At 37.8% G+C, this 15713-nt stretch carries 8 protein-coding genes and 2 pseudogenes; 8 read left to right on the top strand and 2 right to left on the bottom strand.

Annotated features, from left to right (window positions below; all coding sequences use genetic code 11):
• The first annotated feature begins 85 nt into the window (after positions 1–85).
• The 6 genes and pseudogenes from sipW (at position 86) to BLR86_RS09105 (ending at position 12998) form a co-directional block, all read left to right on the top strand.
• A complete protein-coding gene (sipW, locus tag BLR86_RS09130) occupies positions 86–652 on the top strand; it encodes a signal peptidase I SipW (RefSeq protein ID WP_090760544.1) in 567 nt (188 codons plus the stop codon).
• Positions 653–800: 148 nt separating this feature from the next.
• Positions 801–911 (top strand): annotated as a pseudogene (locus BLR86_RS09125) (TasA family protein); the annotation flags it as partial.
• 758 nt (positions 912–1669) lie between these two features.
• Positions 1670–2938, top strand: a complete 1269-nt coding sequence (locus BLR86_RS09120) for a mechanosensitive ion channel family protein (protein WP_090760540.1) — start codon at positions 1670–1672, stop codon at positions 2936–2938.
• 152 nt (positions 2939–3090) lie between these two features.
• Positions 3091–5328, top strand: a complete 2238-nt coding sequence (locus tag BLR86_RS09115; RefSeq protein WP_090760538.1) for an ATP-binding cassette domain-containing protein — start codon at positions 3091–3093, stop codon at positions 5326–5328.
• Positions 5329–6123: 795 nt separating this feature from the next.
• Positions 6124–11688, top strand: a complete 5565-nt coding sequence (locus BLR86_RS09110; protein WP_090760537.1) for a 5'-nucleotidase C-terminal domain-containing protein — start codon at positions 6124–6126, stop codon at positions 11686–11688.
• A gap of 359 nt (positions 11689–12047) precedes the next feature.
• Positions 12048–12998, top strand: coding sequence for a sugar kinase (locus BLR86_RS09105; RefSeq protein WP_090761079.1), 951 nt, complete (start codon positions 12048–12050; stop codon positions 12996–12998).
• Positions 12999–13098: 100 nt separating this feature from the next.
• Here the strand turns inward: BLR86_RS09105 and BLR86_RS09100 are convergent, their stop codons facing one another.
• Positions 13099–13626, bottom strand: a complete 528-nt coding sequence (locus tag BLR86_RS09100; RefSeq protein ID WP_254782283.1) for an IclR family transcriptional regulator — start codon at positions 13624–13626, stop codon at positions 13099–13101.
• An 87-nt stretch (positions 13627–13713) separates the two neighbouring features.
• Positions 13714–13851 (bottom strand): annotated as a pseudogene (locus BLR86_RS26785) (helix-turn-helix domain-containing protein); the annotation flags it as partial.
• A gap of 169 nt (positions 13852–14020) precedes the next feature.
• On the opposite strand from BLR86_RS26785, the gene BLR86_RS09095 reads away from it, so the two are divergent.
• Both BLR86_RS09095 and BLR86_RS09090 read left to right on the top strand, forming a co-directional pair.
• Entirely contained in the window at positions 14021–14683 is a 663-nt protein-coding gene (locus BLR86_RS09095) for a bifunctional 4-hydroxy-2-oxoglutarate aldolase/2-dehydro-3-deoxy-phosphogluconate aldolase (protein ID WP_090760533.1), read from the top strand.
• A 30-nt stretch (positions 14684–14713) separates the two neighbouring features.
• Positions 14714–15553 carry an aldo/keto reductase gene (locus BLR86_RS09090; protein WP_090760531.1) on the top strand — a complete coding sequence of 280 codons (840 nt, stop codon included), beginning with the start codon at positions 14714–14716 and terminating at the stop codon, positions 15551–15553.
• Positions 15554–15713: the final 160 nt, after the last annotated feature.

The following is a 15713-nucleotide window of genomic DNA, read 5'->3' as shown; positions in this document are numbered from 1 at the left end:
CAATGAAGAAGGAATAGGTGAGTAATTATCAAAGCTGTGCGAAAAGATCTACAGTAATCAAATACGGACAAAAGGGTGTAAAACAATGTATGGAAAAAAGGTTTTGAAAGTGATCAGTAACACAATAACAGCACTGTTGTTCATTGTGTTAATCACGACAATATTTGTCTTCATTTCTTCGAAAGCATCGGGTGAAGGATCGGGAATTTTCGGTTATCAGCTCAAGACGGTTCTGTCCGGATCTATGGAACCAAAGATAAAAACGGGCTCCATTATCGCTATTAAGCCGGTTAGTGGACAAATCCATTTTAATAAAGGGGAGATCGTTACTTATCAAACAAGTGACGGAATACTGATTACCCACCGAATTTTCAAGGTAAAAGGGGCGGAGAAGCAATATATTACAAAAGGCGATAACAACAATGCACCGGATATGGAACCCGTTCTTCCCCAAAATATCGTGGGCATCTATACGGGGTTTACAATTCCCTATATCGGTTATATCGCTCAATCTGCCAATTCACGTGAGGGTAGCGCCTTACTTCTTATTCTACCGGGAGTGTTGTTACTCTGCCATGCAGGTTTTACTATTTGGCAGGCCCTAAGGGGTATTGAAAGTAAAGAAAAAAATGAAGGAACAAAAGTTTTTTAGCCTATTATCCTGTTCGAATCAGTTTATAAAACTCCAACTTATAAGGCGTTCAAAAATAAACGCCCAGTAAATGGGGAAAAACTTAAGGAGGAGTAAACATAGGATTGAAACAGAAATTAGGTATGGGAATTATGTCGTTAATTTGGTAGTGAGGTTCAATTTCCTTAATAACGATAAAGATCAAAACCAATTCCAGGGGGATAAGCTCCAACTAACATGGACTTTTAAGGCCACACAAGGCCATGGCAGAGACCTATAAGATTATTAAAGCTTATTCAGCATTTGATTTGGATGGTAAACCCAAGTCAGATCCATCAGCAACAATGACTTTGGAAAGTTGTCAAAAGTAGGAGTGAAGATAATTGAAGAAAATGATCACCGTTTTAGCCAGTATATCATTGGTATTTTTACTTAATGCCTGTTCGGCTCTAACCTCTGGTTGAAGGGAGCCAGGTACTTGTTAAAACGGACTACGGAAATATCACAAAAGATGATCTATATAAAAAAGTGATAAGTTCCGAGCGGGGAAAAGAATTGATTCAGAAGTTGATGCAATAATTGGCTTTTTTTTTTGTATGCTTCGAGAAAAAATCAAAAATTGCACATTACTATCGTTGATTGTTTTACATGGTGTTATATTGTGCTCCCATAGTTTTATGGTGTGGAATTTTGTGGAAAATAAAAGTGGAGCTAACGAGCATAATTCTGCGTAATTGTATTGGAATATTGTGATGATGCACGTTGTATGTGTTGCGCAACTTATTTGGAAGGTGTAATCCACTACTACTCCGACCCTGATTTCATTAATGAAATCAGGGTATTTTCGTATTCAAAGCCTTGATAATCCTTGCAATTTCATTCTTTGTCCTTAGTCATTTGTTTCCAACAACAAATGAACAAATCCATTTGGCCGAGGTCTAAGGAACCATTTTTTCGTTACTGATAAAGAGGAATTGACAGTTTAGATACTTTACCCGTAAAGTTGCTTATGACTCAAATTAAAACGGAGGAGAACAGATGCAATTCATTAATAATCTACTTCTGGATATGGAACTAGATCCTAGATTAGTAGAATATCTTTCGATTATCATCAAGATTCTACTAATAGGGCTTATCTGTATTGCAGCAAATTTTATTTCAAAGAAAATCGTGATTCGGATCATTACTCGTGTCGTGACAAACTCCAAAGTCAAGTGGGGTAAAATCATTTTGGAAAGACAAGTTTTTCGAAAGTTATCCCATATTGTTCCTGCGATTATTATTTATTCGTTTTCTTCAACCTTTCCAACCTATCAATCAATTATTGAAAAATTGGCCATTGCCTATTTCATTATTGTCGGTTTAGTGTTTATTCAAAGCTTACTTAATGCATTTAATGATATTTATCAAACCTTTGATATATCCAAGGTTAAGCCGATCAAAGGATATATTCAGGTGGTTAACATTATAATTATGACTGTAGGGATCATTTTAGTGATTTCCAACTTAATCGGTAAGAGTCCTCTTCTTCTATTAAGTGGGATTGGTGCTCTCTCGGCCGTTTTGATGTTAGTCTTTAAAGATTCGTTATTAGGATTAGTTGCCGGAATTCAGTTAACGTCCAATGATATGGTTCGGGTTGGTGATTGGATTGAAATGCCAAAATATGGAGCGGATGGAGACGTTATTGATATTTCTTTAAATACGGTTAAGGTTCAAAACTTTGATAAAACGATTACGATGATTCCAAGTTATGCCCTTATTTCCGATTCTTTTATCAATTGGAGAGGGATGCAAAGCTCAGGAGGCCGACGACTTAAGCGCTCTTTAAATATCGATACAAGTAGTATCACGTTTTGCACCGAAGAGATGATTGAGAAATTTGTAAATGTTGATTACCTTTCGGACTACATTATTCATAAAGAAAGGGAAATTTCGGAGTACAATGCGAAAAATCAAATCGATCGAAATAATCCTGTGAATGGGAGGGCGCTTACCAATATCGGTGTTTTTAGGGCATATATCAGCAATTACCTCAAAAATCACGATGGAATCAATCAGAATATGACCTTAATGGTAAGACAACTTGCACATAATGAACACGGGGTGCCGATAGAAATTTATGGATTTACAAATTCCGTACAGTGGGCAGTGTATGAAACGGTACAATCTGATATCTTTGACCATCTATTTGCCGTTGCACCAGAGTTTGGACTAAGAGTATTCCAGAACCCGTCTGGGGCAGATTTAAGAAACATGGTAGAAGAATCGAGCAATAAAGCCTTGATTGGAGAAAAAAGCTATTGAAATAATTTTAAATAGTCTATTGCAAAGAGTTACAAAGGGCATTTTCCAAAAAATCACTTAAGAATAGCGTTTCTACTATAAGTGGAGACGCTTTTTTGCTAACATTAAAAATAAAGTGAGACAAAATTTTTTTCTGTATAAGGAGGCTAACTATGAACCATGAGTATATCGAGATAGTAGGTGCACGTGCGAATAACCTAAAGAATATCAGTTTGAACATTCCGAAGAAGAGAATAACCATTTTTACTGGAGTGTCCGGGTCAGGCAAGTCATCGATTGTATTTGAAACAATTGCCCAGGAGGCTGGACGGCAATTGAATGAAACCTTTAGCAAATTTGTACAAATATACTTACCTAAGTATGGTCATCCGGATGTGGATGCCATTGAAAACCTGTCGCTCGCGATTATTGTTGATCAAAAAAGGATTGGCGGTAACTCTCGTTCAACTCTCGGCACTATAACGGATATTAATCCATTACTCCGGCTGTTGTTTTCACGAATCGGAGAGCCGCATGTTGGTCCATCCTCCTATTTTTCGTTTAATAACCCACATGGAATGTGCAAGACCTGTGAGGGGATCGGAAGGATCGTAACACTTGATCTTGACAAAGCGTTGGATAAAGAAAAGTCGTTAAACGAAGGGGCGATTTTGTTGCCGGGCTATAAACCTGGTAATTGGCAGTGGAAGATGTATGCTGGATCAGGCTTTTTCGATTGTGACAAGAAAATCAAGGATTATTCGGAAGAGGAATATGACAAACTTGTATACTGTAAACCAGAGAAAATCAATTCGGCCATCGTTGAAGGAATGAACACCACCTATGCAGGTCTCGTTGAGAAATTCATAAGTCAGTACATCAAAACAGAGTTTGAAAAGTCGGAGTCGTCAAAGAAGAAAATTGCTCCCTTTACTACTGAAAAACAGTGCCATGATTGCGGGGGCAAACGATTTAACGATCGTATATTATCGTCGAAAATCACGGGGTATTCAATTGCCGATTTTATGGCTCTGCAGGTGGATGAGCTACTGGAATTAATCAAAAAAATTAATGATCAAAACGTACATCCTATTATCAAAAATCTAACTGAGCGATTGAATGATTTAATTCAAATTGGGCTTGATTATGTGAGCTTGGATAGGGAAACCTCTACATTATCGGGTGGCGAATCACAACGTGTTAAAATGGTCAAGCACCTCACAAGCAGCTTGACGGATGTCATGTATATTTTCGACGAGCCAAGCATCGGATTACACCCCAGAGATGTTCACAGGCTTAACGAACTATTGATAAAATTACGGGATAAAGGCAATACGGTGATTGTGGTTGAGCATGACCCAGATGTGATAAAGGTTGCGGATTATATTGTTGATGTGGGGCCGCAAGCTGGTAAAAACGGCGGAAGGATCATGTTTGAGGGTGGCTATACCGACCTTCTAGACTCCAAGACACTTACAGGAGAATTTATTGGAAAGAGCCTGCCAATAAATAGTGATCCAAGGACAAGCAAAGATTTCTATGAAACGAAAAAGAGTAGTTTACACAATTTGAAAAATGTCAGTTTAAGAATACCTAAAGGTATATTCACGGTTGTTACAGGTGTCGCCGGTTCCGGCAAATCTACACTCGTTAATGGTGTCTTTGCGAAAGAATTTAATGATGCCATCATGATTGACCAGTCCGCAGTCAGCGCAAATTTACGATCAAATCCGGCGACCTATACTGGAATTATGGATCAAATTCGTAAATTATTTGCTGAAGAAAACAAGGTAAGTGCCGGCTTATTCAGTTACAATTCCGAGGGTGCCTGCGAGTCTTGTAAAGGGCGAGGTTATATAGAAACAGATCTTTCTTTTATGGATTCGGTTGAAACGATCTGTGAGGAATGTGGCGGCAAACGATTTAAACATGATGTTTTGGAGTATAAGTATAATGGCAAGACCATTGTCCACGTGCTTGAAATGACAATCGCAGAAGCTGTTGAGTTCTTTACTCAAAAGGAAATAAAAAACAAACTGAAGAATATCGTCGATGTCGGTCTGCATTATATGACACTTGGACAGCCGTTAGACACCCTATCCGGTGGAGAATGTCAACGCTTAAAGCTTGCCAAGGAATTAAGTAAAAAGGGCAATATCTATATAATGGACGAGCCCACAACTGGCTTGCATATGTCCGATATTACTGGCATTTTGGCCATTATTAACCGTCTTGTTGACAAAGGCAACACCGTTATTGTCATCGAACACAACCTCGATGTCATTCGTAATGCCGATTGGATTATTGATGTAGGAGTTGAGGGTGGCAGCAGAGGCGGACAGATTCTTTTTGAAGGACCACCTGCAGATTTGAAAAACTGCAAGGAGTCTATTACGGCAAAATACTTGTAAATGAGTGGAGTTTTGTCTCCACTCATTTAGTCAAATATTAATCGATAAGTATTAACTAATGAAGAAAATTTCAACTCTATTCAAATATCTTTTTCCTTGGACAGATTTCACAATTCGTGAAACTGTCCTTTTTAAATATATGAATATAGGGATTTCGAGTATAAATATTTTTGATTAAAACTTAACCGATCAGTATAACATTTTTCGCTTTGATGTCCTTTGTTATCTTTGGAGAGATGCATAGGGAAAGGATTTTGTCGAATGAAGTTCTAATGATAAATCTACTGATATTAATTAGGCATTTTTGCGTTAGTGTTAAAATCGACAATTTTCTTAATTTTTCTTGTTAATAGAATTATATAATTATATAATAATCAAAGGGAAGCGTTTGCTGGTATTTTAACAATAGAAAAGTAGGGGATTTGTTAGATTCCTTCTATTCTATTGTAACTATTGATTTTAAGATACCTAAGTAGATTTATAAATAATTCTGCGCTACATCACACTACTTACTTAATAAAAGGATGTGACTTTTAGATATAGCTAGACTTGTAAATTTAGAGTGGTCATGCAGAACAATGCCATGAAATGTAAAATCATGTGTGCGAAGCGGTGCCTTTTGACCCAAGTGTTCTAACATGCCATGATAAACAGCAAATTTCCCTGAAAAATTGCAATATCATGTTTTTGAATAACAAGCATTCTTAAAGCTTCATAAGAAATTACCTAGCAAGAAACTACTATTACGAACAAGTTTACACAAGATCTTATTGATTTTTATCTAGGGGGAGAAACATGAGAAGAAGACATAAAAAGAGTCTGAATATTGTCACGGTACTAGCTTTGCTTTTTAGCTTATTCGCACCTGTGGCCAATATTAGCGCAAAGGCTGAAACGGCTGTAGCAACGGATTTGATTATCTCAGAATATATTGAGGGAACTAGTTTTAATAAAGCAATTGAACTTTACAATGGTACGGGTGCACCGATTAACCTAACGGGTTATACGCTAGAACTTTATAGTAATAATTCAACAGTTACCACCGGTGCTACAACCACGAATTTAATTTTACAATTAGATGGGGAAATTGCTCCTGGTGACACCTATGTTATTAGCCGTAAAGATGCAAATGCAGACATTATTGCAGTAACAGATAAGTTTGACGAAGCTAAAAGTGTCATTAATTTCAACGGTAATGATCAAATCGTTTTAAGGAAAAATGGACAAGTTATTGATTCCATTGGACAAGTGGGATCAGTAGCAAATGTTTTAGCTGACGTATCTCTTGTCAGAAAAGGTACTATTGTATCTGGTGATACAAACATTACAGATGAGTTTGATTGGAAGACGGAATGGACGGATAAAGGTACAAATGTATCAACTGACCTTGGAAAACATGAGTTTGGCAACGTAGCACCAAGCGAACCACCTGCTCCCGCTCCAGAATTGATTTCGATTGCAGATGCTCGAAAAGCTCCTCTAGGTGATACTGTAACAATTGAAGGTATCGCAACAACCAATTCAGGTCTTTTGGGCAGTGGAGAGTTATTTGTACAAGATGAAACTGGCGGTTTATACGTCTATAGAAGCCCACAAAATGTAACCAAGGGTGATAAAGTAAAAATAACTGGTAAAACAGCAGAATACCAAGCTCAAAAACAGATTGTACCAACGAATGTTGAAATCGTTTCCGGTGGAAATATGCTTCCTGCAGTACAGTCTGTAAAGAAAGTTGATGAAGCAACACAGGCTGAATTACTCAAATTGGAAAAGGTTACAATCTCTGAATTGACTAAAGACAACTACGGATCTGCTATCTTCCAAGCTGTGTTTGAAAGTGGCGAAAAAGTAAGGGTTATTCAGGATAATCGTGCAGGCGCTACTTATGATGATTTAGTAAAGCATTATAAAGAAGGCGACCTCGTTCATATAATTGGATTTGGTTCTATTGATACCACTGGATTCCACTTAAAAACTACTGGTCTAGATAGCTATGAATTAGTTAACAAACCAGCTGTTTATGCAACTCAAACACAAGGTGTTGTTCCAACTGGTACAAAAATCGAATTGAAATCAGGCAATGAGGGCGCAGAAATCTATTACACAACTGATGGCTCTGCACCAAAAACAACAAGCACAAAATATGTTGCACCAATTGCATTAGAAACTGGTGAAACAACAATTAAAGCTATTGCGGTAAATGACGGTGTAGTAAGTGAAGTGTTCAGCTTTACTTACAAAATTCTAAATACTGAAGGCGTAAAAATCCATGATATTCAAGGGAAGGGACATGTTTCCGAATTTAATGGAGCTTCAGTTAAAAACATTACAGGTGTTGTAACACATGTTTTCAATAAAAATAGCTTTGTAATGCAAGATGTTGATACTTCAGACGATGATCCTGCAACATCAGAAGCGATTGAAGTATCCTTAACAGATCACGGCTTTACTGTTGGTACTAAAGTATCTGTTGACGGAACCGTTACAGAAGTTAATACTAACATTTCTAAAACAACCATTAAGGCAACTGCCGGTACTTCAAAAGGATCAGCAGATCTACCTAAAGCACTTGTTGTAGGCGTAGATGTTTTTCCTCCAAACAAAATAATTGATAATGATGAAATGAAATCTTTTGATCCAGAAGAAGATGGTATTGATTTCTGGGAATCTCTTGAATTTATGCTTGTTTCTTTCCCAAATGCCCTTGTAGTTGGACCTCCTTATAATAACGATGTTCCTATCGTTGTTCCAGGGACTACTAATAATGAATTGAATGTAATGGGCGGAATGAATATTGCAAAAGACGACTACAATCCTGAGAAGATTTTCCTGAATAATGTTGGTGCTGATTTCCGTTCCGGTGATAAATTTGATGGTGATGTAATCGGTATTATTACTTATTCAAGTAACGGATATCAAGTGGATCCGACGACAAAATTACCTTCTTTAATCAAAGCAGACTTAAAAGCAGAAGTTACTCATATTGAACCTGCAAAGGACAAATTAACTGTTGCATCTTACAATATTGAAAACTTCTCAAATAACACAGCTAACACACCAGATGAAAAAGTTGCTAGAATTGCAAAATCATTTGTGAAAAATATGAAAAACCCTGACATCATTACGCTAGTTGAGGTTCAGGATAATGACGGTGAAACTGATTCAGGAAATGCAGACGCATCTGAAAGTTACAATCGTTTAATTAAAGCAATCGAAGTTGCTGGTGGTCCAACATATAAATGGACAGATGTTGAACCTTTAAACAATACAAACGGTGGTGCTCCAGGCGGTAATATCCGTGTTGGTTACCTGTATAACCCAAAAAGAGTTTCATTGGTACATGGAACTAAGGGTGCAGGAACAGACGCAAACGCTTGGACAGAAAAAGGTAACTTAACACTTAACCCAGGTGTTATTAACCCTGAAAAATTTGCTGGAACACGTAAACCAATCGCTGCGGAATTTGAATTCAGAGGTGAGCGCGTAGTAGTAATTGGAGCTCACTTAAATTCTAAAGGCGGAGACGAATCTCTATGGGGTTCAAGTCAACCTCCTAAATTAGGGTCTGAAGTTCAACGTATTGCTCTAGCTCAAGAAATTAATAGCTTTGTTAAAGCAGGAATGGCGAAAAACCCTAAGCTCAATGTAATTGTTGCTGGAGATATGAATGATTTCGAATTCACACCAGCACTAGAGGCACTTAAAGGCGATGTTTTAACAAATATGGTTGATCTGGTTCCAGCTGAAGATCGTTTCTCTTACTTCTTCCAAGGAAACAATCAAGTATTAGACCATATTCTAGTTACAAATAATCTAGTATCAAATACTACAGTTGATATGATTCATATCAATGCGAATTTCACAGTAGAACAGGGACAAGCATCTGACCATGACCCTGTCTTGGTTCAACTTGATTTCCCGGAATTACCTGATCTACCTGACTTAACAATCATTCATACGAATGATACACACGCAGCTTTAGAAAATATGCCAAGAACTGTAACAGCACTGAAGGATGTAAGAGGCACAAATCCTGGATCACTTCTTCTTCATGCTGGGGATGCATTTACTGGAACATTATTCTTTAATGAATTCCAAGGAAAAGCAGACTTAGATATGATGAACTTGATGCAATTTGACGCGATGACCTTTGGTAACCATGAATTTGACTTAGGTTCTTCAGCTCAAGGCCATCAAAAATTGGTTGACTTTATTAAGGGAGCTAAATTCCCATTCGTGAGTGCAAACGTTGATTTTTCAAAAGATGCTAAATTTGATGGCTTATTCAATGACTCCATCGCAACTGAAATTGAAAGTGGTAAAATCTACAATGGAATCATCAAAGAAGTAAACGGTGAGAAAGTCGGTATCTTTGGTTTAACAACTGAGGAAACAAAGGATATTTCAAGCCCAGGTTCGATTGTATTCGAAAACTATATCGCGGAAGCGAAAAAGTCAGTAAAGTCTTTGGAAGCTCAAGGTGTCAACCGGATTGTCGCATTGACTCATATTGGTTATGACGACAATGCAGCAATCGATAATGACTTAATCTTAGCTGAACAAGTAAAGGGCATTGACGTTATCGTAGGCGGACATAGCCATACTACATTAACAAAACCAGTTGTTGTTAATAAAGATACAACTCCAACAATCATTGTTCAAACTGGTAACTCAAACAGCAACCTAGGTGTCTTAAATGTTGAGTTTGATGATAATGGAGTTGTAATCGCTCATAATGGCAAATTAATAGCAATCGATAAAACAATCGCTGAGGACCCTGAAGCAGTGGAAGTATTGAAACCTTATCAAGCACAAGTAGATGCTGTATCTAAAGCTGAAATTGGTGTATCTACTTCAATTGCATTGGAATCTCCACGTACAAACGGTGATAATACAAAACCAAGTGTACGTAAAAATGAAACAATTTTAGGTAACTTAATTACAGATGCAATGCTTGAAAAGGCAAAATCATTTACTGGTAAGAAAGTTATAATGGCATTACAAAACGGTGGTGGTATCCGTGCATCAATCGATGCTGGTCCAATCACTGTTGGTGAAGTAATTACTGTTCTTCCATTTAATAACACTCTTGCAACGATGGATGTAACAGGTGCTGAGTTAAGAGAAGCATTTGAAATTTCTCTATCTCAATACCCAGCAGAAAATGGTGGATTCCTTCATATGGCTGGTGGTAAAGTCGTGTATGATGCTACGAAACCAGCTAAAGAACGTATCGTTTCCATTTCATATTTAGATGATAATGGGAAATACGTAGAAGTTAAAGACGACGTAATGTACACTGTTGCAACAAATGCCTTTACAGCTAAAGGTGGAGACGGCTATGGTGTGTTTGCGAAAGCTTATGGAGAAGGCCGTGTAACAGACTTAGGTCTATCAGATTGGGAAAATTTCCGTGACCATTTAGTAAGCATTGGTAGTGAAGGAATCCCTACCAAAGTTGAAGGTCGAATTGTAGATGTGACCCAGGCACCAGGTGAAGAACCAGGTAAAGAGCCGGGTGAAGAACCAGGTGAAGAACCAGGTAAAGAGCCGGGTGAAGAACCAGGTAAAGAGCCAGGTAAAGAGCCAGGTAAAGAGCCAGGTGAAGAACCAGGTAAAGAGCCAGGTAAAGAGCCAGGTAAAGAGCCAGGTGAAAACCCAGGTAAAGACCCAGGCAAATCAGATAAGCCAAAAGTAATTAAACCGTCAGTAGCTAAAGAAGGTAACAAGTATACAATAAGTGAAGATACACTTAAAAATCTTGAAGAAAAGGCAATGGTTGTTGTTGAAGTTGATAATAAAATAAATGCAACCATTACACTTACTAAAGCACAAATTCAAGCTTTAAAAGATGCAAGTGCAGTAATTGTGGTTAGAAATGGAAATGTAGATGTACAAATTCCTGCTTCTATCCTGCCATTAGCAAAAAATCTAGATATTAAAGTGAAGAAAATGAAAGCAAATGGTGCACTAGCAGTCTATGACTTTACAATTGAAGCTGATGGCAAATTGTATCATGAGTTTGCTGAAAAGGTTAAACTTACATTCAAAGTTGAACCAAAACAAATTAAAAATGCAAAAAATGTAAAAGTTTATTATTGGAATGAAAAGGAAGGAAAATGGGAATTAATCGGTGGAGAATACAATAATGGTGAAGTCACAGCTTATACCGATCACTTCAGTACGTTTGGTGTATTCGAAGGTAATCCAGATTCTACTAAGCTTCCAACTCAAGCTAATCATGAACTTCCGAACACAGCAACAAACAGCTTTAACATTTTACTGGCAGGGTTAATATTAGCTTTAGCTGGTAGTGTCTTATACATCTTTAACAGAAGAAATGCTAAATCAAATTATTAGAAATTCATAGGTAAATTAAAAAAGGGAAGGCGTGCCAATTTGAGGCACGCCTTTATCCGTTTCTTGTAGTTCTTACCTTCAATTATAGTAGCCGATTAATAAAAGGTTTTTTTGTCAATTATTTTTTTAAGATTTTTTGCTAGTAATTAATAAATGAAAGCGTTATAATTAATTTATGAAACCTAGTTCCGTAATGTGGAACGATTTAAAATATGAATCAAAACAATAAATGGCAGCTAAAGAAGGGCAATGTTTCAGGTACGCCGAACGATACAAATGCAGCTGCTTAATCATTAAAACAAAGGAGACATATGCAAGTGGTTATGTCTCCTTTTCTTTCAAAGGAGGATAAGGAGATCATGAGTAAAATTCTTACTGTTGGTGAACCGATGGCACTTTTTGTAGCCAAGCAAGAAGGGGTATTAGAAGAAGTTAAAGAATTTAGTCGATTTGTTGCCGGAGCGGAGGTTAATTTTTCAATCGGGATGTCTCGTTTAGGACATTCGGTTACCTATATTACGCAATTGGGAAATGACCCTTTTGGTAAATACATTGAAAAATTTCTTCAGCAGAATGGGCTTGATACGAGATATGCAGCGTATGCACCGGGGTATGTAACTGGTATGCAATGGAAGCAAAAGGTATCAAGTGGGGATCCAGAAGTGTTCTCAGCCCGCAAAAATTCCGCTGCATCGCATATGAATTTAGAAACAATAGCTAATTTAAATTGGGATGGCTTTGACCATATCCATTTGACAGGCATTCCACCAGCATTATCTGCAGGCTGCCGTGAGATGGTTTATGAATTGGTGAAACAGGCACGGGCAAGAGGGGTGCAAATTTCTTACGATCCTAACTTGCGCCCAGGGCTTTGGGCAGATAAACAAGAGATGGTGCAAGTTATTAACGACCTTGCGTGTCGGGCTGATATCGTTCTTCCTGGCATATCAGAGGCCAAGCTGTTAACAGGTAAAGAAGGTGTTCATGAAATTGCTGAATACTACCATGCTGCAGGAGTCAAAACCGTTGTCATTAAGCTCGGGGCTAAAGGTGCGTTTACAAGCTCTGAAGGGGAACAATTCTACACTGAAGGTTTCCCTGTAAATGAAGTCGTCGACACAGTCGGTGCAGGCGATGGCTTTGCTGTTGGAGTAGTGAGCGGCATCCTAGAAGGTCTGCCTTTGAAAGAAGCGGTAAGCCGCGGGGCTGCTATTGGTGCACTTGCAGTTATGTCGCCGGGAGATAATGACGGATTACCAGATCGAGATGGTCTAGAAAAGTATATGAAACAATCACTGACCACTAGATAACTTGTCAAAAGTAAAGAAAACAATTCCTTTCGTTTTCTTTACTTTTGCTTTTTGTTTCTACAATGGAAAAAAGTATTTACTCTCTGTGAGTAAATACCAATTAGATTCGTGAACCTGTATACCCAAGGTTTCTCGAGATTTCTTTTGTATAGGTTTTAACTTTATCAATCAATGTACTTTCAATGTATTCCATGGTCACTCGATTACTTGGTCCCGAGATACTAAAGCTGGCAATGATTTTTCCTTTATGGTCAAAGATGGGAGAAGCAATACAACGAATGACTTCTTCATTTTCGACATTGTCTAAGGCATATCCCTGCACCTTTACCTTTTCGATTTCTTTGACAAATTCTTCTTTAGAAGTGATGGTGGTGGGGGTCCTGCGAACGAATTTCATCTTTGAAAGTAATTTTTCAAAATCCTGCTGATTTTTGTCAGATAGGATTACTTTCCCTACTCCTGTACTATGCATAGGAGCCCGGCTTCCAATTCTTGAATACATTTGGATGGATTGATTACTTTCAATTTTATCAATGTAAACAATTTCTCCTTGATCTTCGATGCATAAATGGATAGTTTCATTAACTTCCTTTGATAATTTTTGGAGATAGGGTTTTGCTGTTGACACAATATTGGAGTTGTTTAACAGGTTTCTAGAAAGGAAGAGGATTTGTAATCCGAGTTTGTACTTATCTGTTTCCTCGTCTTTGATCACATAATTAAAATTGGATAAAGTCGCCAGGAGTCTGTGAGTGGTACTTTTGGATAGTCCCACCTGTTCTGATAGTCTAGCAATCTGGAGGCCATCTGGATATTCAGAGAGTTTACTTAAGATCGTTAAAGCCCTTTCAATTGATTGAACATTAGACAGAGTAATCTACCTCCTTTAATGAGTATAGTAATGGTAGTGAAACATTTATTTTGAAACACCGTTCCACAATATGGTAGCATTAAATCAAACTATTGTAAAATTAATAAAAAGAAATAAAGTAATTTAAAAATGACTATGGAGATGAGACGTAATGAAAAAAGTAAAAGTACTAACGAAAATTGCTGAATGTGGAGTCGTTGCCGTTGTAAGGGCAGATTCAAAGGAAGAGGCTGTTAAAATATCCGAAGCGTGTGTAGAAGGGGGCGTTTACGGAATTGAAGTTACTTTTACTGTGGAAGGTGCAGACGAAGTGATTAAAGAGTTGTCATCCCTTTATGAAAATGATAACAATGTGGTGATTGGGGCAGGAACAGTGCTTGATGCGACAACAGCAAGAATTGCCATTTTAGCTGGGGCCGATTTCGTTGTCAGCCCTGCATTTGATGAAGAAACTGCCAAACTATGTAATCTATATCAAATTCCTTATATGCCAGGCTGCATGACGATCACAGAAATTAAACGTGCATTGGAATTAGGAGTGGATGTTGTAAAATTGTTCCCTGGAAGTGTATTTGGTCCTGATTTTGTGAAGGCTGTTAAGGCACCACTGCCACAAGTAAACATTATGCCAACTGGAGGCGTAAATCTTGAAAATGTTGGACAATGGATTAAAAATGGATGCGTGGCTGTTGGAGTAGGCGGTAATTTAGTTGCACCAGCTAAAACCGGAGATTTTGACCAAATTACGGAATATGCAAAACAATACGTTACGAAAGTCCAAGAAGCAAGAAATACAATGCAGCCAATTATTTAATGATAAATTTGTCCTTTAGGAGGGTACAGTATGCCATCAAGTTTAAAAGATACGGTTACATTATCAAATGGAGTGCAAATGCCATGGTTAGGTTTAGGTGTTTTTAAAGTGAACGATGGGGAAGAGGTTATCCAGTCTGTGAAGGCGGCCATTCGGAATGGATACATCAGCATCGACACCGCTGCGATATATTTAAATGAAGAAGGTGTGGGGCAGGCGATTCGTGAATCCGGTGTTCCTCGTGAGGATTTGTTTATTACAACAAAGCTGTGGAATGCCGATCAAGGATATGATTCCACATTAAAAGCGTTTGAAACAAGTCTTAACAAGCTTGGAGTCGACTATTTAGATCTATATTTAATTCACTGGCCAGGTGTTGATAAATATAAAGAAACGTGGAAGGCATTCGAAAAGCTTTACAAAGACGGTCGTGTCCGTGCCATTGGCGTCAGTAACTTCCACGTTCATCATTTAGAAGATTTGATTCGGGATGCTGAAATTAAACCAATGGTTAACCAAGTTGAATTCCATCCCCATTTAACGCAACAAGAGCTTCGTACTTATTGTAAAAATGAAGGAATTCAACTAGAAGCATGGTCGCCATTAAAAAAAGGAGAACTGTTAAGTGAACCAGTTCTTGAAGATATTGCTTCTAAACATAATAAATCCGTTGCACAAGTAATCCTGCGCTGGGATTTGCAACATGGCGTTGTTACCATTCCAAAATCCATCAAAGAACACCGCATCATTGAAAATGCCAACGTATTCGATTTTGAACTAACTGCAGAAGATATGGTGAAAATCGACGGACTCAACCAAAACAGCCGCTCAGGATCCAATCCTGATATCATGAGAGTAGGGTTTAATTGAGGAAGTTGTTTGCGAAAAATAAAAGCACGTGGAGAAAAACGATTCGTTTTTCTCCACGTGTTTTTTTTTAGGTTATATTGGACAGCCACATTTTTTTTATTTCCAGATTGCAGTCAGCGCATAGATATGCTCCTTTTTGGATAAATTCTTTGAATAGTAT

The organism is Bacillus sp. OK048, from assembly GCF_900103525.1.
GTDB lineage: Bacteria > Bacillota > Bacilli > Bacillales > Cytobacillaceae > Neobacillus.
Note: the sequence above shows the minus strand (reverse complement) of the source record. Positions and strands in the feature narration are given on the sequence as shown.

What these genes read in the sequence shown, in the direction of transcription:
- sipW (WP_090760544.1), top strand. Translation starts at nt 86, where the DNA reads ATGTATGGAAAAAAGGTTTTGAAAGTGATCAGTAACACAATAACAGCA.
- BLR86_RS09120 (WP_090760540.1), top strand. Translation starts at nt 1,670, where the DNA reads ATGCAATTCATTAATAATCTACTTCTGGATATGGAACTAGATCCTAGA.
- BLR86_RS09115 (WP_090760538.1), top strand. Translation starts at nt 3,091, where the DNA reads ATGAACCATGAGTATATCGAGATAGTAGGTGCACGTGCGAATAACCTA.
- BLR86_RS09110 (WP_090760537.1), top strand. Translation starts at nt 6,124, where the DNA reads ATGAGAAGAAGACATAAAAAGAGTCTGAATATTGTCACGGTACTAGCT.
- BLR86_RS09105 (WP_090761079.1), top strand. Translation starts at nt 12,048, where the DNA reads ATGAGTAAAATTCTTACTGTTGGTGAACCGATGGCACTTTTTGTAGCC.
- BLR86_RS09095 (WP_090760533.1), top strand. Translation starts at nt 14,021, where the DNA reads ATGAAAAAAGTAAAAGTACTAACGAAAATTGCTGAATGTGGAGTCGTT.
- BLR86_RS09090 (WP_090760531.1), top strand. Translation starts at nt 14,714, where the DNA reads ATGCCATCAAGTTTAAAAGATACGGTTACATTATCAAATGGAGTGCAA.